Source organism: Micromonospora sp. CNZ299 (genome assembly GCF_002754415.1).
Genome location: NZ_PEFG01000001.1, coordinates 2733274 through 2752569, shown reverse-complemented (window position 1 = coordinate 2752569; position 19296 = coordinate 2733274). Strand labels below are relative to the sequence as shown.

Sequence of the window (19296 nt, the reverse complement as noted above, 5' to 3'; positions counted from 1 at the left end):
GATGTGGATCCGGCCACGGCGACGACGCGTCGCCGTACGCCCCCTGCGCCGCGTCCTGTCGGCCGGCGTCGCGCTCCTCCTGGTCGTGCCGGCGTACGGGTGCCGAGCCAAGCTGACCCCGCCCGGCGCGCCCACCGCATGGCCGGCCGCGTCGGCCCGCACCTGGCAGTGGCAGTGGCAGCTCAGCGGCCCGCTCGACCCGACGGTGGAAGCAGACGTCTTCCTGCTCGACCCGGTGGTCACCACCACCGAACAGACCACCGACCTCCGCTCCCGGGACCGCCGGTTGATCTGCCAGGTGCACGTCGGGTCGGTCCGCACCGCCGACCCGGACGCCAGCCGGTTCCCGGACATCGTCCAGGGCTCGACCGGACGTCGGCCCGACAGCCGGTGGCTGGACGTGCGGAGCTGGGGCGCGCTCAAGCCGGTACTGGCCGACCGTTTCCGACTCTGCCGCGGCAAGGGCTTCGGCGCGGTGGCGCTCGCCGACGCCGACGGGTACGCGTCCCGCACCGGCTTCCCGCTCGACTTCGACGACCAACTGCTCTTCAACCGCCGGCTGGCCGAGCTGGCCCGCTCGCTGAGCCTCTCCCCCGGGCTGGTCAACGACGTCCCCCAGCTCGCCGCACTGGCCCCGGACTTCGACTTCGTCGTCAACGAGGAGTGCGTCCGACTGGGCCAGTGCGCCAAACTGCTGCCGTTCGTCGACGCCGGCAAACCGGTCTTCCACGTGGAGTACGCCAGCTCGACCGACGAGTTCTGCGTCACCACCGTCGGCTACGGCTTCGCGTCGATCCGGAAGGACCGTCCGTTGGACGCCTGGCGGGAAGCCTGCCCCCTGCCCTGACACGGCTGTGGGCCGGGCCGTGGCCGTGGCCGTGACCGCGGCCCGGCCCGCCGCCCCGCCGCTCCCGCCCCGCTCGCCTCCGCCCCTTGATCGACTCGCCTTTCATGAAGTCGCGGTATCAGGCGGCCTGGGATACCGCGACATCAATGAACCCGAGTTGATCAAGGGGCAAGAACGGCGAGCAGTGGGGCGGGGACGGCGTGGGCGGTTTCCGGGCGGGTCAGGGCACCGGCACCAGCTCCGGGGCGGGTGCCGGAGGGTCGGCCGGCGCGGGCGCCGAACGCGGGCGCAGGAAGCGCGGGGCCCACCAGTTGGCGTCGCCCAGCATGGTCATCAGCGCCGGCAGCACCACGCCCCGGATGATCGTGGCATCCAGCAGGATCGCCGCCGCGAGGCCGATGCCGAGCTGCTTCATGTCGATCGTGCTCAGCGTGGCGAAGATCGAGAAGACCCCGACCATCACGATCGCGGCGCTGGTCACCACCCCGGCCGAGGAGGTGATCCCGTAGGACACCGCGTCGCGGTTGGGCATTCCCGCCCGGATCCCCTCGCGGATCCGACTGACCACGAAGACGTGGTAGTCCATCGAGAGGCCGAAGAGCACCACGAAGAGGAACAGCGGCAGCCAGGACACGATGGCGCCCATCGAGGTGAAACCGAGCAAACTCTCGGCCCATTCACCCTGGAAGATCAGCACCAGCAGCCCGTACGCGGCGCCGGCGGAGAGCAGGTTCAGCGCGATCGAACTCGCCGCGATCACCACCGACCGGAAGGTGAACACCATGACCAGGAAGGTCAAGACCAGTACGAAGCCCATGACCAGCGGCAACTTCTGCCGGACGTGAGCGGCGTAGTCCTCGCTGTCGGCCACGCTGCCGCCGACCGCGTACTCGATGCCGGGGATGCCCCGCAGCTCCGCCGGGACCAGGTCCGCGCGCAGCTTCTTCAGTGACTGCACCGACCGGTCGTCCCGACTGGCGTACGGGGTGGCCACGTCCAGTACCGACACCCGCCGGTCGGCCGACACCTCGATCTTCGGACCGTCCGCCTCGACCGGAGCGAACAACGGATCACCGGCGGCACGGGTGGACAGTTCGGTGAGGGCGGCGCGAACCCGGCCGGCCTGCTCGGCCGGCGCCCGCACGGCCACCACGTGATTGGTGCCGTTGCTCGGGAAGGCGGCGGTGAGCCGGTCGTACGCCTGCATGGCCGGCGTGGTGCGGGGCAGGTCCTCCATGCCGGGGAACTTCAGCTTCATGCCGAGCGCCGGCGCTGCCAGCGCGAGCAGCAATCCGACCGAGATGACCAGCGTCACCACCGGAGCGCGTAGCGCGGGCCGGAGCACCGCGGGCCAGAGCCGGGGCTTGCGGGGCTCGCCGTGCCGGCCGGTGCGCGGCGCGGTCAGCCGCCAGAGCAGTGGCACCCGGGGCCGGTCGACCCAGCGGCCGAGCTTGGCCAGCAGGGCGGGCAGCACGGTCAGCGACCCGGTCACCGCGACGGCGACCACGAGGATCGAGCCGACGGCGAGGGACGAGAAGACCACGTCGCCGGCGAGCAGCAGCCCGGCCATCGAGATGATCACCGCGAAGCCGGAGACCACCACCGCGTGTCCGGAGGTCTCCGCGGCGATCTCCACGGCGTCGAGGCCGGATTGGCCCTTGGCACGTTCCTCCCGCTCCCGACGGATGTAGAACAGCGAGTAGTCGACCCCGACCGCCATGCCGATCAGGAGGATCACCGGGGCGGTGGTGTCGGTGGCCGGCACCAGGTGTGAGGCGAGAGTGGACAGACCCATCGCGGCGGCGACCGAGGAGAGCGCCAGCAGCACCGGCACGCTGGCCGCGATTAGCGCCCCGAACGCGATGATCAGGATCGCCAGGGTGACCGGCAGGCTGAGCAGCTCGGCACGCTTGAAGTCCTTGCCCAGGGTGTCGTCGAGGGCCTGGCCGATCGACGGCCCGCCGACCTGCTCGACGCGCAACTGCGGGTGCTCGGCCTGCACGCCGGCGGTGGCGTCGCGCAACGGCTGCACCCGTTCCGAGGCCGTCTCCGGATCACCGGACATCGTGATCGGCAGCAGCAGCGCCGAGCCGTCCCGGGCGGTGACCGGCTGGCCCACCGAGGCGACCCCGACGACAGTGCGCAGCCGGGCCGCCGCGTCGTCGGCCGCCGCCCGGGCCGCCGCCTCGTCCAGCGCACCGCCCCGGGAGGTGATGAGGACGTTGTCCACGGCCGGGTCGTCGAAGTCAGCGGCGTCCACGATCAGGCCGGCCCGCCCCGTCTCGCCGATCGCCTGGTCGCCACTGGTGGCCTCGTTGAGACCGGCGGCGCTGCCGCCGACGAAGCACACCGCCACGAACACCGCCCACATCGCGAGCGCCCGCCACGGGTGCTCGGCGCTCCACCGCGCCAGCCGCACCGTCACCGGTCTTTTCCTCATTCCGACTCCCCCTGTCACGTCAGCCCCCCAGTGATCGGTGCTGACGTTAGGTGCGTGACGAGGCGGTCACATCGGGGATCGGCCCCGGCGCACCCCGGAATCACCGCAGGGCGCGCGGGGGTCGGTTCGGCGGGCGTCAGCCCGCTGTCGGGACGTACGCCAGGGTCCAGCCCGGAGCGGCCGGCCACGACCCGCCGGTATCACCCCGGAGTCGGCTCCGGGTCATCCCCGAAGGGAAGCCCGGGGCCGTGGCTGGCAGTGCGGGCAGCTGTACGAGGACCGGTTCATGAACGCCTCGCGTCGGATCGGTGCGCCGCACCGCCGGCACGGCTCACCCTCGCGGCCGTACGCGTTCAGCGCCCGGTCGAAGTAGCCGCTCTCGCCGTTGACGTTGACGTAGAGGGCGTCGAAGCTGGTGCCGCCCTGTGTGATCGCCTCGCCGAGCACGTCGCGGACGTGGCCGAGCAGGCGTTGCGCGGCAGGGCCGGTCAGCGCGTCGGTGGGTCGGGCGCCGTGCAGCCCGGCGCGCCAGAGGGCCTCGTCGGCGTAGATGTTGCCCACCCCGGAGATCAGGGTCTGGTCGAGCAGGGCCCGCTTCACCTCGGTGTGCCGGCGGCGCAGCGCGGCGACGAACTCCGCCTCGGAGAACTCCGGGTCCATCGGGTCGCGGGCGATGTGCGCGATCTCGTCGGGCAGCTCGGCGCCGCCCTCGCTCACCGAGAGCCCGCCGAACGTGCGCTGGTCGACGAAGCGCAGCTCCGGCCCGTCGTCGGCGAACCGAAATCGGACCCGCAGGTGGGTCTCGTCGGTGGTGCCGGGTGGCTGGAGCAGCATCTGGCCGGACATCCCGAGGTGCCCGATGATGGCGTCGCCGCTGTCCAGTGGCAGCCACAGGTACTTGCCGCGACGGCGGGCGTCGAGCACCGTCCGGCCGGCGAGCACGTCGGCGAAGTGCACGTCACCCGGGATGTGCCGACGGACCGCACGCGGGTGACGGACCTCGACCGAGGTGATCCGGCGGCCGACGACCCACTGGGCCAGCCCTTGCCGGACGGTCTCCACCTCGGGCAGCTCAGGCACCCCGTGACCCCGTCTCGTGGCCGTCGGCACCCCCGGCCGGCAGTGCCTGCGCCAGGTGGTCGACCTGCTCGGCCTGGGCCGCCCGCTCGGCGCGCTCCAACGGCCCGAACGGCTCGTCGGAGTCGGCCGAGCCGCCCCGGTCGACCGGCTGGTCCTGGCGCCCGTCGCCGGCACGCCCGTCCTGACCGTCGTCGTTCTGGCCGTTCTGCTCGGCGAGCGTCCGCCAGGCGGCCTCGGCGGCCCGCTGCTCGGCCTCCTTCTTGCTGCGCCCCTCGGCGCCGCCGTACCGGTTGCCGGCCACCACCACCCAGGCGGTGAACGTCTTCAGGTGGTCCGGGCCGGTGCCCTCGATCCGGTACTCCGGGACGCCGAGCCCGAGCGCCGCCGTCAACTCCTGCAGGCTGGTCTTCCAGTCCAGGGCGGCGCCCCGGCCGGCAGACTCCGCCATCAGCGGGTCGAAGAGCCGGTGGATGACGATCCCCGTGGTGTCCAACCCGTACTGGAGGTAGATCGCGCCGAGCAGCGCCTCCAGCGTGTCGGCGAGGATGCTCGCCTTGTCCCGGCCGCCGGTGGTCTCCTCGCCCTTGCCGAGCAGCAGGTACGCGCCGAGGCCGTCCGGGCCCAGACCACGGGCCACGTCGGCGAGGGCCCTCATGTTGACCACGCTGGCGCGCAACTTGGCCAGCTGCCCCTCGGGGAGGTCCGGGTGGTTGTGGAAGAGCGCCGTGGTGATCACCACGCCGAGCACCGAGTCGCCGAGGAACTCCAGCCGCTCGTTGGTGGGCAACCCGCCGTTCTCGTACGCGTACGAGCGGTGGGTCAGCGCACGCTGCAGCAGCTCGGGTTCCAGGCTCACGCCGAAGGCGGCTTCCAGGTGACCGACGGACGCCCGCCGCCGCTTGTCGTTGCTCATGATGTGCGTACCTCGGTGTCGGTGGAACGGTCGGTGCGGTCCGTCGCGGCGTCGCCGTCGAGCAACGCGGAGACCAGATCGGTGGCGCGCCGCCGCCACAGGTGAGCGGCGAGAGCTATGCCGGAGGCGACGTCGTCGGCGCGGGCGGAACCGTGGCAGACGACCACAGTCCCCGCAACGCCCAACAGGGCGGCCGCGCGGGGCGCGCCACCCCCGCTGGGAGGGCCGCCAGCCATGGCGTACGCGCCCTCGATGGCCTTGAGCAGCACGTTACCGGTGAAGCCGTCGGTGACGACCACATCGGCGCGCGCGCCGAGGGCCACGTCGTACCCCTCGACCAAGCCGACGTAGCGGGCCCCGCCGGGGAGCGGCTCGACGGCGAGCAAGGGGTCGGTGGCCCGGCGGACCCGGTCGCCCTTGCCGGCCTCGGTGCCGACCGAGAGCAGGCCGACCCGCGGCGCGGCGATCGAGTGCGCCACCGCGGCGTACGCGGCGCCGAGCACGGCGTGGCGGGCGAGAGTGGCAGGGCGGGGTTCGAGGGAGCCGCCGACGTCGAGCAGGACGACCGGCCCGGCCACGGCGGGCAGGGTGGCGGCCAGGGCGGGTTGGCGGATCTCCGGCCAACGGCCGAGGCCGAGGACGGCTGCGGTGACGGTGGCACCGGTGGCACCGGCGGACACCAGGGCGTCGGCGGTGCCGTCGCGAACGGCGGTGACCGCGGCCCGGACGGTGCTCTCCGCGCGGGCGGCACTGGGGTGGTCGGCCATACCGACGACATCGCGGACGGGCCGCACCGTGATCCGGGCGCGTTGCGCCGGATCGAGGGCAGCAATCATCCCGTCGGCGACCTCGGTCGGGCCGACGAGGAGCAGGTGCAGGTCAGGGTCGGCGCGCATGGCCCGCAGAGCGCCGTCAACCACGACGGCGGGAGCGTCGTCCCCGCCGAGGAGGTCAACGGCGATCCGCGCGGTGCCCGGCTCCACCGGGACGCCGGCCGGAGTGGGCCGGGCGTCGGAGGGAGCCGGGGCACCGGGCGAATGCCAGGATGCGCGCGCCGCCCGACCTGGGGTCGGGGGCGTCACTCGGCGTCCAGGTCAGACCTCGAGAACCTGGCGGCCGTTGTAGGTGCCGCAGACGGAGCAGGCGGCGTGCGGCAGCTTCGGGGACTTGCACTGCGGGCACGCAACGGTCGCGACCACGGTCGCCTTCCAGTTCGCCCGGCGGGACCGGGTGTTGCTGCGCGACATCTTGCGCTTCGGGACGGCCACGGTTCTTACTCCTCTGTAACGGTCATTTGCGACAGGCCCGCCCAACGCGGGTCGATCTGCTGGTGACTGTGGTCGGCCGGCAGATCGTCCCAGTGCGCCCCACATTCAGGGCACAGTCCTGGGCAGTCCTCCCGGCAGAGCGGGTTGGTCGGCAGCGTGAGCACCAACGCGTCCCGCAGCGCCGGCTCCAGGTCGATCAGATCGCCCTGCATCCGGCCCACCTCGTCCTCGTCGGTCGTGGCGTCCGTGGTGCTGTCCTCGTACGCGTACAGCTCCTGGATCGTCACGCCCATCGAGTCGTTGATCTCGCGCAGGCAACGGCCGCACTCGCCCTGAACGGGACCGGTGATGGTCCCGGAGACGAGCACGCCCTCGGACACCGACTGCAACCTCAGATCGAGGTCGAGGTCCGCGCCCTCCGGCACGCCGATCAACTCCACACCGAGGTCCGCCGGTGCCGGCACGACCCGCCGGACTTCACGCAACGCGCCAGGGCGGCGCGGGAGGTCCCTCGTGTCGAGGACCAACGGCGACCTGGGGTTGAGTGTCGATGGCGAGTGCTTGGGCATAGTCAGACTCCGGCCGGTGAGAGGCCGACAAAAAAGGTTACCTGGACGACCGCCGGACCGTCGAACCGGGGGCGACGCCCGCCTGAGAAGTCGGCTGGTGAGGTGCCGCTCAGAAGGGTAGCGGGCGTTCCGCCTCATCCCCAGCGAAGGTGCCGATCTCCCGCAGTGCGTGCATCTTGTCCCGGCCGCGCTCTATCGAGGCCAGCGCCCGGGTGAGGAACTGCTCGAAGTTGGCCAGGGCGGTGTCGACGTAGTCGTCGACCTCCTCACGCAGGCGCTGTGCCTCAGCCCGCGCCTCGGCGATGATCCGGGCACCCTCGTGCTCGGCCGACACGGTGATCTCGTTCACCGAGACCAGGCGGGCGTGTTCTGCCTCACCCTCGCTGATGATCCGGTCCGCCTCGCGCTTGCCGGCCTCCATGATCTTGTCGCGCTCCTCCAGGAGAGCGGCGGCGCGACGCAGGTCGGCGGGGAGGTCGGCGCGCATCTCGTCGAGGACCGCGATCATCTCACCCCGGTCGACCATGCAGTTGTTACGCGACATCGGGACGGAGCGGGCCTGCTCCACCATGGCGATCAGTTCGTCGATGCGATCGAGCGGGTCCACCGGTACCTCACTCCTGTCGTTCTTCGGCCGACCTCCATGATGCGGGCTACGGCCGTTCCCCGCGCCACCAATCATGTCGTGCCGGCCCCACACCGGCCCCATCCGCCCCAACCCGGCGCGTCGCGACATCGTCACACCGCGCCCACCCGGCCCGCACTCTTGCGTCAATTTTCCGCAAAAGGGGCGTCACGGCGACCGAAGCGGCAGGACCGCCGGATGGGGGGTGTCAGGGGCGGGGGGCGAGCCGGGCCTGAAGGGCCTCACGGACCAGGTCGGGGACGTGCGCGGAGATGTCGCCACCCCACTTGGCCACGTCCTTGACCAGGCTTGAGGAGAGGAACGAGTAGAGCGGGTTGGTCGGCATGAAGAGCGTCTCGACGCCGGCCAGCCCGATGTTCATCTGGGCCATCTGCAACTCGTAGTCGAAGTCGCTGACCGCCCGCAGACCCTTGATCAGCACGCTCGCCTGCTGGGCCCGACAGAAGTCAACCAGCAGCCCTCGGAACGACTCGACCCGCACGTTGCCGTACGACGAGGTCACCTCGCGGAGCATCTCGATCCGCTCCTCGACGGTGAACAGGCCACTCTTCGACTGATTTATCAGCACACCGACGATCACCTCGTCGAAGAGCCGACTGGCCCGCCCGATGATGTCGAGGTGTCCGTTGGTGACCGGGTCGAACGAACCGGGGCACACCGCACGTCTCATGATCGGCGACCGTACCAAAGGGTGGTCTCGCCGTAACGGCGACTGCGCTCCGGGGTGATCCCGTCCACCCAGTCGAACTCCCTGGTCCGCCGGGACCGCTCCACCACCACCAGCGCGTCCGGCGCCAGCCAGTCGCCGTCGACCAGCGTGGTAAGCAGCGCGGTGATCTCCGCGTCCGGCACGGCGTAGGGCGGGTCGGCGAAGACCACGTCGTACGGCCCACCGTCCGGACCGGCGGCCAGCACCGTCGCCACCTTGCCGGTGACCAGGCGGGCGGCGGGGCCGGCACGCAGAGCCGCCACGTTCTCCCGGATCACCCGGGCCGCCCGCGCGTCCGACTCGACCAGCAGCACGTGCGCGGCCCCGCGGGAGAGCGCCTCCAACCCGACCGCGCCGGAGCCGGCGTACAGGTCGGCGAAGCGGGCGCCGTCGAGGTCGACCTCGGCCTCGACGGCACTGAACAGCGCCTCCCGGACCCGGTCTGAGGTGGGTCGGGTGCCGGCACCGGGGGGCGCGGCGATCCGCCGGCCGCCGAGCGTCCCGGCCACGATCCGGGTCACGGTCTCCTCCTGCTCATGCCCCCGACGCTACGCGACCCGTCGGGTCTGGCTGCCGACGGCGTCAGCACCGGCACGGCGACCACATGATCACCACTCGTATATCAATGATCTCGAATTCATAACATTCGCCTTAGCAAATCCTGAGCGCTGTATCACGAGCGACGATCTCGCTAGGGTCTGCCGGGTGCCGGCGGCAACCCACCGGCCCGCGGTGCGGGAGCGCGCCTCTCCGATCGGACGTGCAGTAACCGTCCACTGTCGCTCCCGTGCCACACCCCTGACGCTTCAGCACTCCAGGAGTACCCGTGATCCGTCCCAAGTCTCCGTTCCGGCGCGTCGCGGCCATCGCCGCTGGCGCGCTGATCGGCCTCGCCGGTATCGGCGTCGTGGCGAGCCCCGCCAGCGCCCACTACACCGTGCCGAGCGGCCAAGCGATCTGCGACACCGCTACCGGCGAGTGGGTGGTGACCTGGACCGTGAAGAGTATCGCTCACTACTCCTCCACCGGCTTCAAGCTGCACAGCGTCAAGTTGGCGCCGGAGAACACCACCGTTACCAACATCGTCGAGACCGCTGGCAACAATTACCCCCACGACGTCAACACGCCGCTCACCGGTGTGCAGCGGGTGCCGGGGTCGGCGACGAAGGCCACCCTCGCGGTGAAGGCCAAGTGGAACGACGGCTACAAGGAGGAGAGCGCTCGCAAGGGCGAGGTCACCTTCGGGGGCACCTGCGCCAAGGAGGAAACTCCGGTAACGCCGTCGCCCGAGCCGACTCAGCCGACGCCGACCCCCACGCCGACCACCCCCACGCCGACCACCCCCCCGGCGGTGACCGTCCCGACGGCCAGCTTCGCCTCTGACTGCGATGGCGCCGTCACGGTCACGTTGGCCAACGCTGCCGACGCCACGACCGCGGCCAAGCTCACCGTGAAGGCCAAGGGTTTCGAGAAGACGTACACCGTCCAGCCGGGCGCCAGCAAGGGCGACATCGTCGTTCCCGCCAAGGCCGGCGAGATCACCGTCAGCGAGGGTGACAAGGCGGTCGACAAGCCCTACACCTGGGCGAGTCCCGAAGACTGCGTCAAGCCCGGCGAGCCCCAGGCTGGCTACGAGTCGACCTGCGACAAGCTCGTTTTCGGCTTCGCTAACCCGAAGGACGGCAAGGCCTTCGAGGTAACCCTCACCCCGAACAAGGGCGAGGCCCAGAAGCGGACCGTGGCGCCGGGCCAGACCGTGTTCGTCGAGTTCGAGGCGTTCGAGGGCTTGACCGTGACGCCGGCCGCCGAGGGCCTGGACGACACCGCCCCGATCGCCTGGGAGAAGCCGGCCGAGTGCAACCCGGGTCAGGGTGGCGGCAAGGACGAGCCGACCCTGCCCCTGACCGGTGCCGCGACCGGCGGGATCATCGCGGGCGCCGTGGTGCTGCTCGCCGCTGGTGCTGGCCTGTTCGTGATGGCGCGTCGTCGTCGGGTGCGCTTCACCGCCTGAGACAACCCGCTCTGACAACTGAGGGCGCGTCGACCACCCGGTCGACGCGCCCTTGGTCTGTTTCGGAGGATCACCGGCCGGGCCGGGGATCACGGAGCGGGCGATCCTCAGCCCTTCTCCAGGTATTCCGCGCGGTCCTCGTCGACCAGCGCGGCCACCGAGGCGGCCAGCGCGGGATTGCGGGTCAGCTCCGGGTCGTCCTCGACCAGGGTGATCGCCTCCGCACGGGCGTCGCGGATAAGCTCCGTGTCGCGTTTCAGAGACAGCAGTCGCAGGTGTGAGCGGTGCCCGGACTGGGTGGCACCCAGCACGTCACCCTCGCGGCGCTGCTCCAGATCCAGCTCGGCGAGCTTGAAGCCGTCGCTCGTGGACGCCACCGCGTCCAGCCGCTCGCGCGCCGACGAACCCTCGGCCGCCTCGCTGACCAGCAGGCAGAGCCCGGCGGCGGAGCCCCGGCCGACCCGGCCACGGAGCTGGTGCAGCTGGGAGACACCGAAGCGGTCGGCGTCCAGCACGATCATCACGGTCGCGTTCGGCACGTCCACGCCGACCTCGATCACGGTGGTCGCCACCAGCACGTCCAGGTCGCCGGCCGCGAAGGAGCGCATCACCGCGTCCTTCTCGTCGGCCGGCAGGCGGCCATGCAGCACCCCGATCCGCAGCCCGTGCAACGGCCCCTCGGCCAGCAAGGGGGCCACCTCGGTCACCGCCAGCGGGGGCCGGCGGCCGTTGTCGTCCACCGGTGGCGGCTCCTCCTCGCTGGCCGGTCCCTCGCCAATGCGCGGACACACCACGTACGCCTGGTGGCCGGCCGTGACCTCCTCGCGCAGTCGACGCCAGGCCCGGTCCAGGTAGGCAGGTTTCTCGGCGGCCGGAACCACGTGCGAGGCGATCGGCGACCGACCCCGGGGCAGCTGGGAGAGGGTGGAGACCTCCAGGTCGCCGTAGACGGTCATCGCGACCGTGCGCGGGATCGGGGTGGCCGTCATCACCAGCACGTGCGGCGGCTGGTCGGCCTTGGAGCGCAGAGCGTCGCGTTGCTCCACACCGAAGCGGTGCTGCTCGTCGACGACCACCAGGCCGAGATCGGCGAAGTCGACCCCCTCGTAGAGCAGGGCGTGGGTGCCGAGCACGATGCCGGCGGCACCACTGGCGACCTCGCCGAGCGCCCGCCGTCGGGCCGCCGCGCCCAGCGAGCCGGTGACCAGCTCGACCCGGGTGGCGTGCTCCGCGGAACCCAGCTCGCCGGCCCGCCCGAGCGGCCCGAGCAGGTCGAGCATGCCGCGGTAGTGCTGGGCGGCCAGCACCTCGGTGGGCGCCAGCAGCGCGGCCTGCCCGCCCGCGTCGACCACCTGGAGCATCGCCCGCAGCGCCACCACGGTCTTGCCCGAGCCGACCTCGCCCTGCAACAACCGGTGCATCGGGTGCGGCGCGGCCAGATCGGCGGCGATCTCCACGCCGACGTCGCGCTGACCGGCGGTCAGCTCGTACGGCAGTCGGGCGTCGAAGGCGTCCAGCAGCCCACCTGACCGTGCGGGGCGGGGTCGCGCCGGCCAGTCGGCTGCCCGGTGCTTGCGCTGCACAAGGGTCAGCTGGACGGCGAACGCCTCGTCCCACTTGAGCCGCCGCCGCGCCCGGTGCAGCTCCTCCTTGCTGGACGGCCGGTGGATCTCGGTCAACGCGGTGCCCAACCCGACCAGCTTGCGGCTGGCGCGCACGGTGCCCGGCAGCGGATCGTCCGGCGGGGTGAACGTGTCCAGGACGACTCGCACGCAGCGCGCGATCACCCAGGTCGGTACGGCCGCGGCGGCCGGGTAGACCGGGATCAGCGCGCCCGCGAACTCCTCGATCTCGTCGCTGACCGCCGCCTCGCCGTCGCCACCCTCGCCGAGCAGGACGTACTCCGGGCCGTTGAGCTGCCGTTTGCCCCGGAACTCGGTGACCTTGCCGGCGAACAGCCCCCACCGGCCGGGGCGCAGCTCCCGTTCGCGCCATGCCTGGTTGCCGAAGAAGGTCAGTGTCAGCACCCCGCCGGAGCCGTCGCCGACGGTCACCTCCAGCAGGTTGCCCCGCCGCTGCCGCATCGGGCGCACCGCGGTGCGCTGCACCTGGGCCAGCACTGTGACCTGCTCGCCGACGTCCAGCGAGCGGATGTCGGTGTGCTCGCCGCGCTCGTCGTAGCGACGGGGGAAGTGGTAGACCAGGTCACCCGCGGTGTGCAGGTCGAGGTGCGTGGCCAGCGCCTTGGCCGTCTTGTCCCCGACCAGCTTCTTCAGCGGAGTGTCCACCGTGGCTGGTTCGCTCATTCGATCCCTACCAGGAGCGGATAAAACGGCTGGCCCCCCGGGTACGCGTGCACCTCGACGAACGGCCAGCGTCTCGCGACGTGCGCGCGGACGGCATCGGTGAGCCCGGCCGGGGCGTCCGCCCCGGCCAGCAGGGTGACCATCTCGCCACCGCCGCCGAGCATCCGGTCGACCACGGCGGCGCAGGTGTCGGTGAGATCGGTGCCGATGAGGTGCACCTCCCCCTCGACCAGCGCCAGCACGTCGCCGGGACGGCACGGGCCGGCGACGGTCAGCGCCTCCCGGCTGGCGTGGCAGACCTCGGCGTAGCGGCAGGCGCCGGCCGCCTCGGCCATCGCGATCACGTCGTCCTCGAAGCGGCGGTCGCCGTCGCGGACCGCGAGGGCGGCCAGCGCCTGCACGGGCGAGCGCGTCGGCACCACGCTGACCTTGATGCCGTGCCGATGGGCCTCGCGGGCCGCCGCGCTCGCCACCGCCTCGGTGTTGGCGTCGTTGGGCAGCACCACCACCCGGGCCGCGCCGGTGCTGCGCACGGCGTCCAGCAGCTCACCCGTGGACGGGTTGCCCGGCACCACTGTGGCGCCCTCCGCGGCGAACAACTCGGCGATCCCTCCGCCGGTGGCGACCACCACCGCGGCCCGCCCGGCCGTCACCGGGCCCGAGGGCGGCTCCGGCTGGTCGGCGAAGCGGGTCACCGAGATCCGGTACGGGCGACCGGCGGCGACCCCCGCCTCGACCGCCGCGCCCACGTCGTTGACGTGCACGTGCACGTTCCAGGTGCCCTCGGGCTCACGCCCGTCGCCGACGATGACCAGCGAATCCCCCAGCGCGTCCAGCGCCCGTCGCAACCCGTCGACCGCCTCCGCCCCGGCGTCGAGCAGGAACTGCACCTCGTACGCGTACTCGTCGGAACCGGTCTCCCGGGCGACGGTGGCCGCCGGGCGGGCGGAGCGCGGCGTCGGCGCGGGCTGCGCGGTGCTCTCCCCGGTGAGCACCGCGACCAGGGCGTCGAGCAGCACGCACAGCCCTCGGCCACCCGCGTCGACCACGCCCGCGCGGGCCAGCACCGGCAGTTGCTCCGGGGTGTGGGAGAGCGCCTCGGCGGCGGCCCGGGCCGCGGCGCGGACCACCGCCGGCAGGTCGTCGCTGTCCGCCCGTTCGGCGCCCGTGGCCGCCGCCGCGACCACCGTGAGCACTGTGCCCTCGACCGGCCGGGCAACCGCGGTGTACGCCGCGGCGGCGCCGGAGCGCAGCGCGGCGGCCAACTCCCGACCGCGCACCGCCGGCACCCCGGCGACCTCGTCGGCGAACCCCCGCAGGATCTGCGAGAGGATCACCCCGGAGTTGCCCCGCGCGCCGAGCAGCGCGCCCTGCGCCATCAGCCGCAACGCGTGCCCGTGCGCGGTCGGCCCGCTGTCGGGGAGGGTGTCCAGGTTCATGGCGAGAGCCTGCTGGGCCGAGGTGAGGGTGAGCACCAGGTTGGTGCCGGTGTCGCCGTCGGGCACCGGGTAGACGTTGAGCTGGTCGATCTCGCCCTGGTGACGCTTGAGCGCGGCCAACCCGCTCGCACACCAGCGGCGGACCGCGGCGGCGTCGAGGGTGTCCAGCACGGCCAGAAGCCTACTGGCGCGCACCGACACGCGTCGGACTCGTCCCGCGTGTCCCCCGCGCCCCGCTCCGGCGGTGGCCGTAACACGGGCAAACTCCTCCGGTACCCTTGCCGCCGGGCCGGTCCCACCCACCGGCGGGCGGGCCCACGACCAGGCACAAGCCGGGGCACGGGCGAGCGCCGGACCGGGCCGGTTGGCCGGGTCGGCGAGTCATCGGGTAACCTGACCAGGTTGCCCGGGCAGCACCTACCGGCGACCCCATGAACGTATCAATCCCAGGAGTATCCCGTGGCTAGCGTGTGCGACGTCTGTGGCAAGGGACCGGGCTTCGGCCACAACGTGTCCCACTCGCACCGGCGGACCAACCGCCGCTGGAACCCGAACATCCAGTCGGTGCGTACCCCGGCCGGTGGCGGCAACACCAAGAAGTTGCAGGTCTGCACCTCGTGCATCAAGGCCGGCAAGGTCACCCGCGCCTGACGCGGTAGCACCCACCTTCTCGTACGGCGGAGCCGGCGGACCCTGAGGTCCGCCGGCTCTGTCGCGTCCGGTCGCCGCCTGAGCTGTGCCGCTTGAGCTGTGGCGTGCCGCCTTGATCGACCTCGGTTTTCCGGGAGTCGGGGTGTCCTGCGCTGGGGACAGCCCGAGTTCAAGAAACCCGAGTCGATCACCGCAACGGAGTCAGAGGGTGCGGCCGAAGGAGACGCAGCCCTCCGCGTCCTTGTAGAAGCCGAAGTTCGGAATCCGCTCGTAACCGGCGGAGCTGTACATCGCGATCGCCTCGGGCTGCTTGTCCCCGCACTCCAGGACCACCCGCTTACGGCCCTGCTCCCGGGCCGAGCGCTCGACGGCCGCCAACACCGTGCGGGCCACGCCCCGCCCACGCGCAGCCGGGGCCGTGTACATCCGCTTCAGCTCCGCGGTGTCCGCGCCGTGGCTGCGCCAGCCACCGCAGCCGACCGGCTCGCCGGCCAGGTAGGCGACCAGGAACGCGCCATCCGGCGGCTCGAACTCGGTCGCGTCCACCGGGGTGTCGTCGCCGGTGCCGCCGTAGCGGGCGCCGAGGTCGGCCAGTGCGGCTTGGATCAACTGCTGTGCCACCGGTGCGTCGAACCGCACCGTCCGGATCTCGATCTCACTCACGGTGTCCAGGGTACGGCGGGCCCCAGGCCTCACCGGAAATGGTCCCAGCCGGTCGGGCCGTCGTGGGGCGCGCCGTCGACCGTCACCCCGGCACCCTCCGTGACCAGGCCCACCGGCCGCCAGTCCGGCGGCAGCACGACCGCCGGGGGAAAGGTCGCGGCCAGCGCGTGGTCGTCACCACCCGCCAGGATCCAGGTGTACGGGTCGACGCCGAGTGCCTGTGCCGCGTCGGCCATCTGCCGGGGCACCTCGAACGCGTCCCGCCGCACGTCGATGGCCACCCCGCTGGCCGCCGACACGTGGCCGAGGTCGGCGAGCAGCCCGTCCGACACGTCGATCATCGAGGTGGCGCCGAGCCGGGCGGCCTGCGGGCCAGCCTGGTAGGGCACCTGCGGCCGCCGGTACGCCTCGACCAGCAGGCGGGGAGTGCGGAAGCCGCGGGTGAGCACGGTCAGCCCGGCAGCCGCGTACCCGCTGCGCCCGGCCAGGGCGAGCACGTCACCGGGACGGGCGCCGGAGCGCAGCACGGGTGGGCGGCCCTCCAGGTCGCCCAGCGCGGTGACCGCCACGGTCAGGGTGGGGCTGGCCGACATGTCCCCGCCGACGACGCTGGCGCCGACCGTCGCCGCCTCGGCGGCGAGCCCGTCGGCCAGCTCCTCCGCCCAGCCGGTCTCCAGGTCAGCCGGCATGCAGAGCGCGACCAGCAGGGCGGTCGGCGTGGCGCCCATCGCCGCGATGTCGGCCAGGTTGGCCGCCGCCGCCCGGTGCCCGACGTCGCGCGCCGAGGACCAGTCCCGCCGGAAGTGCCGACCGTCGACGAGCACGTCGGTGGAGGCCGCCACCCGGCCGTCCGGGGCGGCCACCACCGCCGCGTCGTCGCCGGGGCCGAGCAGGGTCGTGGGCCCGAACGAGAGTCGGGCAGTTATCTTCCCGATCAGCCCGAACTCCCCGATCCCGGACACACTGGCGCCACTGCCGGCGTTCTGCCCGTGCTGCCCGGCTCCGCCGTGCTCGCTCACCGCTGCTCCTTGACGACCGATAGGGATCAGACCTGGTCCGTAAGGTAGTTTCACCCTTCGGGCCGCTCCCGGGCGGCGACGGACGGAGGTCGAGTCGTGGTACAGGCGTACATCCTCATCCAGACCGAGGTCGGCCGCGCACGTGACGTGGCGGGTCTCATCGCGGACATCCCCGGCGTGGTGCGCGTCGACGCCGTCACCGGGCCGTACGACGTGGTCGTCCTCACCGAGGCGAACACCGTCGACGAGCTCGGCAAGCTCATCGTCAGCAAGGTGCAGATGGTGCCAGGCATCACCCGCACCCTCACGTGTTCGGTGGTGCGGCTGTAAGTGGACGAGATGACGGCCTCCTCTGCACGTGACGACGACCGGACGCGTGAGCCGGCTGACGGTAACCGCGACCCGGCCGACACCACCGCCGCCGCGCCGGCCGGCCGGGACCGGACCATTCGCGGCGCCGCGCTACTGGCCACGGTGATCGCGCTGCCGATCACGCTGCTGGTGGCCGTGCTGGCCTTCAACAAGCTCAGCCCGGGCGCACCCGCGGCCGCGCCGACCCCGTCCGCGACGACTCCCCGGGTGCAGTCCACCGCCCCGGTGGAGATGGCCGCCCCGGCGCTGGCCGCCCGCCCGGCCACTGTCTGCCGGGCCCTGCTCTCCCAACTGCCGGCGAACATCCGCGACCTGACCCAGCGGCCGGTCACCGCCGGCCCGGAGCAGAACGCGGCGTACGGCGATCCCGCTCTCACGGTGGCCTGCGGCGGCACCGAGCCGGAGTTCCCCAGCACCGACGAGGTCTGGACGGTGAACCGGGTCTGCTGGCACCTGGCCGAGCAGGCCGACGCGGCGGTGCTCAGCACTGTCGACCGGGAGACGCTGATCACGGTGCGTGTGCCGCGCTCCTACGAGCAGCCGTTGCAGTGGCTGACGACGATCTCCAGCACGATCGTGGCGACAGTGCCCTCCGGCGGCGCCATCCCGTCCGGCTGCCAGCGCTGACCCGATCCCGCGCCGCCTGACGCACGTCGGAAGGACCGGGCGGCTCGGCCGGCTGACCCTCCTGGGCCGGGTGGCTCAGTGCAGGCCGACGCCGCGCCGCTGGGCGGTGCGGATCAGGCGGTTGACCAGCTTCGGATATTCCAGGCCGGAGGCCGCCCACATCCGGGGGAACATCGACGTCGGGGTGAACCCGGGCATCGTGTTGATCTCGTTGAGGTAGACGTCCAGCTCGGGGGTGACGAAGAAGTCGGCCCGGGCCAGGCCCGCGCAGTCCAGCGCCGTGAACGCGCGGACGGCGTACTCCTGCACCTGGCGGGTCACCTTGTCCGGCAGGCCGGCCGGGATGTCGTACTCGCAGGAGTCGTCGAGGTACTTCGCCTCGAAGTCGTAGAAGTCGTGGTCGGCGACGACCCGCACCTCGGCCAGCACGGACGCCTCGGGCGCACCGCCGGCCTCGCCCTCCAGCACACCGCACTCGACCTCGCGGCCGATGATCGCGGCCTCGATGATGACCTTCGGGTCGAACTGCCGGGCGGCGGCGACCGCGTCGTCGAGCTGCGCCCAGTCGGTGACCCGGGTGATGCCGAACGACGACCCGGCCCGGGACGGCTTGACGAAGACCGGCAGACCGAGCCGCTCCTTGTCGTGCTCGCTGAGCGTCATGCCGTTGCGCAGCACGGCGTACGAGCCGACCGGGATGCCCTCGACGGCGCAGAGCTTCTTGGTGAACTCCTTGTCCATCGCCGCTGCGGACGCGAACACGTTCGCCCCGACGTAGGGGATGCCGGCCATCTCCAGCATGCCCTGGATGGTGCCGTCCTCGCCGTACGTGCCGTGCAGCACCGGGAAGACCACGTCGACGTCGGCGAGCACCCGGGGGCCCTCGGTCGGGTCGAGCACCATGAGCCCGTTGCCGGTGGGGTCGGCGCGCAGCACGATGTCGTCGCCGGAGTCGGCGGTGATCTCCGGCAGCTGACGGGCGTTGATCGCGAGCTGGGCGGGATCTCCGCTGGTCAGGACCCACTGGCCAGCCCGGGTGATGCCGACGGGCACCACCTCGAACTCGTCGGGGTCGAGCGCGCCGAAGACGCTGCCGGCGCTGACGCAGGAGATGCCGTGCTCCGGGCTGCGGCCGCCGAACACGATCGCCACGCGGGTCTTGCCTGGGGTGGTCACTCCGGTCACCTCTTCGTACGCGACTGCGGCTGGTCGTGCTCGCCGGTGGCGCTCACCCGGTTGACCTTACTGTGCGTGGCGGTAGGGCGAGGCGATACCCGGCGAGCCACAGCACGACACGGCAATCGGTCAACAGAGGATGTACGGTGCGTGACGGGACAGTCGCGGTGTCGCAGGCCGGTGACCTGGGCCTGCTCAGTCCCGGGAGTGCCGGCGACCGACCGCGATCACCTTGACCCGTTGCCGGCCGGCCCGCACCATGCCCAGCGCCATGAACGCTCCGGCGATCCGGTCGGCGGCCTCCCGACTGCTGGCGCCGACCACCTGTCGGCGCCGCTCGGGCGCGACCCTCTCGTTGCGGTCGATGCCCTCGACGGGGCGCACGTCGGTGAGCACCACGAGGAAGCGGGTCATCGACAGCCGCCCGGGTGCACGGCGGAGGGCTCCGGACAGGTTCGCACGTCGTCTCCTTCCGGCGGGACGGGATGGCGGGGCGGCACGCGACGATCGGGCACGGGGGAGAAACCCGATCGCCGCGCGCCCCATCCCCTCCGGTCGCT

20 protein-coding genes are annotated in these 19296 nt (G+C 72.3%); 5 read left to right on the top strand and 15 right to left on the bottom strand.

Annotation, left to right across the window (positions count from 1 at the left end; translation table 11 throughout):
• The first annotated feature begins 1 nt into the window (after window position 1).
• A complete protein-coding gene (locus CLT68_RS13135) occupies window positions 2-847 on the top strand; it encodes an endo alpha-1,4 polygalactosaminidase (RefSeq protein WP_099851167.1) in 846 nt (281 codons plus the stop codon).
• 220 nt (window positions 848-1067) lie between these two features.
• Here CLT68_RS13135 and CLT68_RS13130 read toward each other — a convergent pair whose 3' ends face one another.
• The 9 genes from CLT68_RS13130 to rsmD all read right to left on the bottom strand — a co-directional run bounded on the left by CLT68_RS13130 (window position 1068) and on the right by rsmD (window position 8993).
• Window positions 1068-3287, bottom strand: a complete 2220-nt coding sequence (locus CLT68_RS13130; RefSeq protein WP_099851164.1) for an MMPL family transporter — start codon at window positions 3285-3287, stop codon at window positions 1068-1070.
• Between the two features lie 222 nt (window positions 3288-3509).
• Entirely contained in the window at window positions 3510-4367 is an 858-nt protein-coding gene (gene mutM, locus CLT68_RS13125; RefSeq protein ID WP_099851162.1) for a bifunctional DNA-formamidopyrimidine glycosylase/DNA-(apurinic or apyrimidinic site) lyase, read from the bottom strand.
• Window positions 4360-5280 (bottom strand): ribonuclease III, encoded by a 921-nt coding sequence (rnc, locus tag CLT68_RS13120; protein WP_486482157.1) that lies wholly within the window; start codon window positions 5278-5280, stop codon window positions 4360-4362. The genes mutM and rnc overlap by 8 nt, the downstream gene beginning before the upstream one ends.
• The gene (locus tag CLT68_RS13115; protein ID WP_088946598.1) at window positions 5277-6263 is read right to left on the bottom strand and encodes a hypothetical protein; all 987 of its coding nucleotides are present in this window, start codon (window positions 6261-6263) and stop codon (window positions 5277-5279) included. The genes rnc and CLT68_RS13115 overlap by 4 nt, the downstream gene beginning before the upstream one ends.
• 111 nt (window positions 6264-6374) lie before the next feature.
• Complete coding sequence (rpmF, locus tag CLT68_RS13110) at window positions 6375-6548, bottom strand: 50S ribosomal protein L32 (protein WP_030335284.1); 174 nt, start codon at window positions 6546-6548, stop codon at window positions 6375-6377.
• A gap of 5 nt (window positions 6549-6553) precedes the next feature.
• Window positions 6554-7117 (bottom strand): YceD family protein, encoded by a 564-nt coding sequence (locus tag CLT68_RS13105; protein WP_088946597.1) that lies wholly within the window; start codon window positions 7115-7117, stop codon window positions 6554-6556.
• A 109-nt stretch (window positions 7118-7226) separates the two neighbouring features.
• Complete coding sequence (locus CLT68_RS13100) at window positions 7227-7724, bottom strand: SPFH domain-containing protein (protein ID WP_099851159.1); 498 nt, start codon at window positions 7722-7724, stop codon at window positions 7227-7229.
• Between the two features lie 226 nt (window positions 7725-7950).
• On the bottom strand, window positions 7951-8433 hold the full coding sequence (gene coaD, locus CLT68_RS13095; protein ID WP_099851158.1) for a pantetheine-phosphate adenylyltransferase: 483 nt from the start codon (window positions 8431-8433) through the stop codon (window positions 7951-7953).
• Window positions 8430-8993, bottom strand: a complete 564-nt coding sequence (gene rsmD, locus CLT68_RS13090) for a 16S rRNA (guanine(966)-N(2))-methyltransferase RsmD (RefSeq protein ID WP_088946594.1) — start codon at window positions 8991-8993, stop codon at window positions 8430-8432. Before rsmD ends, coaD begins: the two co-directional genes overlap by 4 nt.
• Before the next feature lie 305 nt (window positions 8994-9298).
• Here rsmD and CLT68_RS13085 point away from each other — a divergent pair, with 305 nt between their 5' ends.
• The gene (locus CLT68_RS13085) at window positions 9299-10483 is read left to right on the top strand and encodes an LPXTG cell wall anchor domain-containing protein (protein ID WP_099851156.1); all 1185 of its coding nucleotides are present in this window, start codon (window positions 9299-9301) and stop codon (window positions 10481-10483) included.
• A gap of 107 nt (window positions 10484-10590) precedes the next feature.
• On the opposite strand, the gene recG is transcribed toward CLT68_RS13085, so the two are convergent.
• Together recG and CLT68_RS13075 are read right to left on the bottom strand one after the other, a co-directional pair.
• Window positions 10591-12789, bottom strand: a complete 2199-nt coding sequence (gene recG / locus CLT68_RS13080) for an ATP-dependent DNA helicase RecG (protein ID WP_099851154.1) — start codon at window positions 12787-12789, stop codon at window positions 10591-10593.
• Entirely contained in the window at window positions 12786-14399 is a 1614-nt protein-coding gene (locus CLT68_RS13075) for a DAK2 domain-containing protein (RefSeq protein ID WP_099857107.1), read from the bottom strand. The genes recG and CLT68_RS13075 overlap by 4 nt, the downstream gene beginning before the upstream one ends.
• A 288-nt stretch (window positions 14400-14687) precedes the next feature.
• Here CLT68_RS13075 and rpmB point away from each other — a divergent pair, with 288 nt between their 5' ends.
• On the top strand, window positions 14688-14879 hold the full coding sequence (rpmB, locus tag CLT68_RS13070; RefSeq protein WP_007456456.1) for a 50S ribosomal protein L28: 192 nt from the start codon (window positions 14688-14690) through the stop codon (window positions 14877-14879).
• 201 nt (window positions 14880-15080) lie between these two features.
• Here the strand turns inward: rpmB and CLT68_RS13065 are convergent, their stop codons facing one another.
• Both CLT68_RS13065 and CLT68_RS13060 read right to left on the bottom strand, forming a co-directional pair.
• Window positions 15081-15542, bottom strand: coding sequence for a GNAT family N-acetyltransferase (locus tag CLT68_RS13065; protein ID WP_099851152.1), 462 nt, complete (start codon window positions 15540-15542; stop codon window positions 15081-15083).
• A gap of 29 nt (window positions 15543-15571) precedes the next feature.
• Window positions 15572-16561, bottom strand: coding sequence for a thiamine-phosphate kinase (locus CLT68_RS13060; RefSeq protein WP_088946588.1), 990 nt, complete (start codon window positions 16559-16561; stop codon window positions 15572-15574).
• 96 nt (window positions 16562-16657) lie between these two features.
• On the opposite strand from CLT68_RS13060, the gene CLT68_RS13055 reads away from it, so the two are divergent.
• Together CLT68_RS13055 and CLT68_RS13050 are read left to right on the top strand one after the other, a co-directional pair.
• Window positions 16658-16891: an Lrp/AsnC ligand binding domain-containing protein gene (locus CLT68_RS13055; protein WP_030487446.1), complete on the top strand. Its 234-nt coding sequence runs from the start codon at window positions 16658-16660 to the stop codon at window positions 16889-16891.
• A 9-nt stretch (window positions 16892-16900) separates the two neighbouring features.
• Complete coding sequence (locus CLT68_RS13050; RefSeq protein ID WP_099857105.1) at window positions 16901-17560, top strand: DUF3515 family protein; 660 nt, start codon at window positions 16901-16903, stop codon at window positions 17558-17560.
• Window positions 17561-17635: 75 nt separating this feature from the next.
• Here the strand turns inward: CLT68_RS13050 and CLT68_RS13045 are convergent, their stop codons facing one another.
• Together CLT68_RS13045 and CLT68_RS13040 are read right to left on the bottom strand one after the other, a co-directional pair.
• Window positions 17636-18736, bottom strand: a complete 1101-nt coding sequence (locus tag CLT68_RS13045; RefSeq protein WP_099851150.1) for a D-alanine--D-alanine ligase family protein — start codon at window positions 18734-18736, stop codon at window positions 17636-17638.
• A gap of 195 nt (window positions 18737-18931) precedes the next feature.
• Window positions 18932-19150: a hypothetical protein gene (locus CLT68_RS13040; protein ID WP_088946586.1), complete on the bottom strand. Its 219-nt coding sequence runs from the start codon at window positions 19148-19150 to the stop codon at window positions 18932-18934.
• Window positions 19151-19296 lie beyond the last annotated feature (146 nt).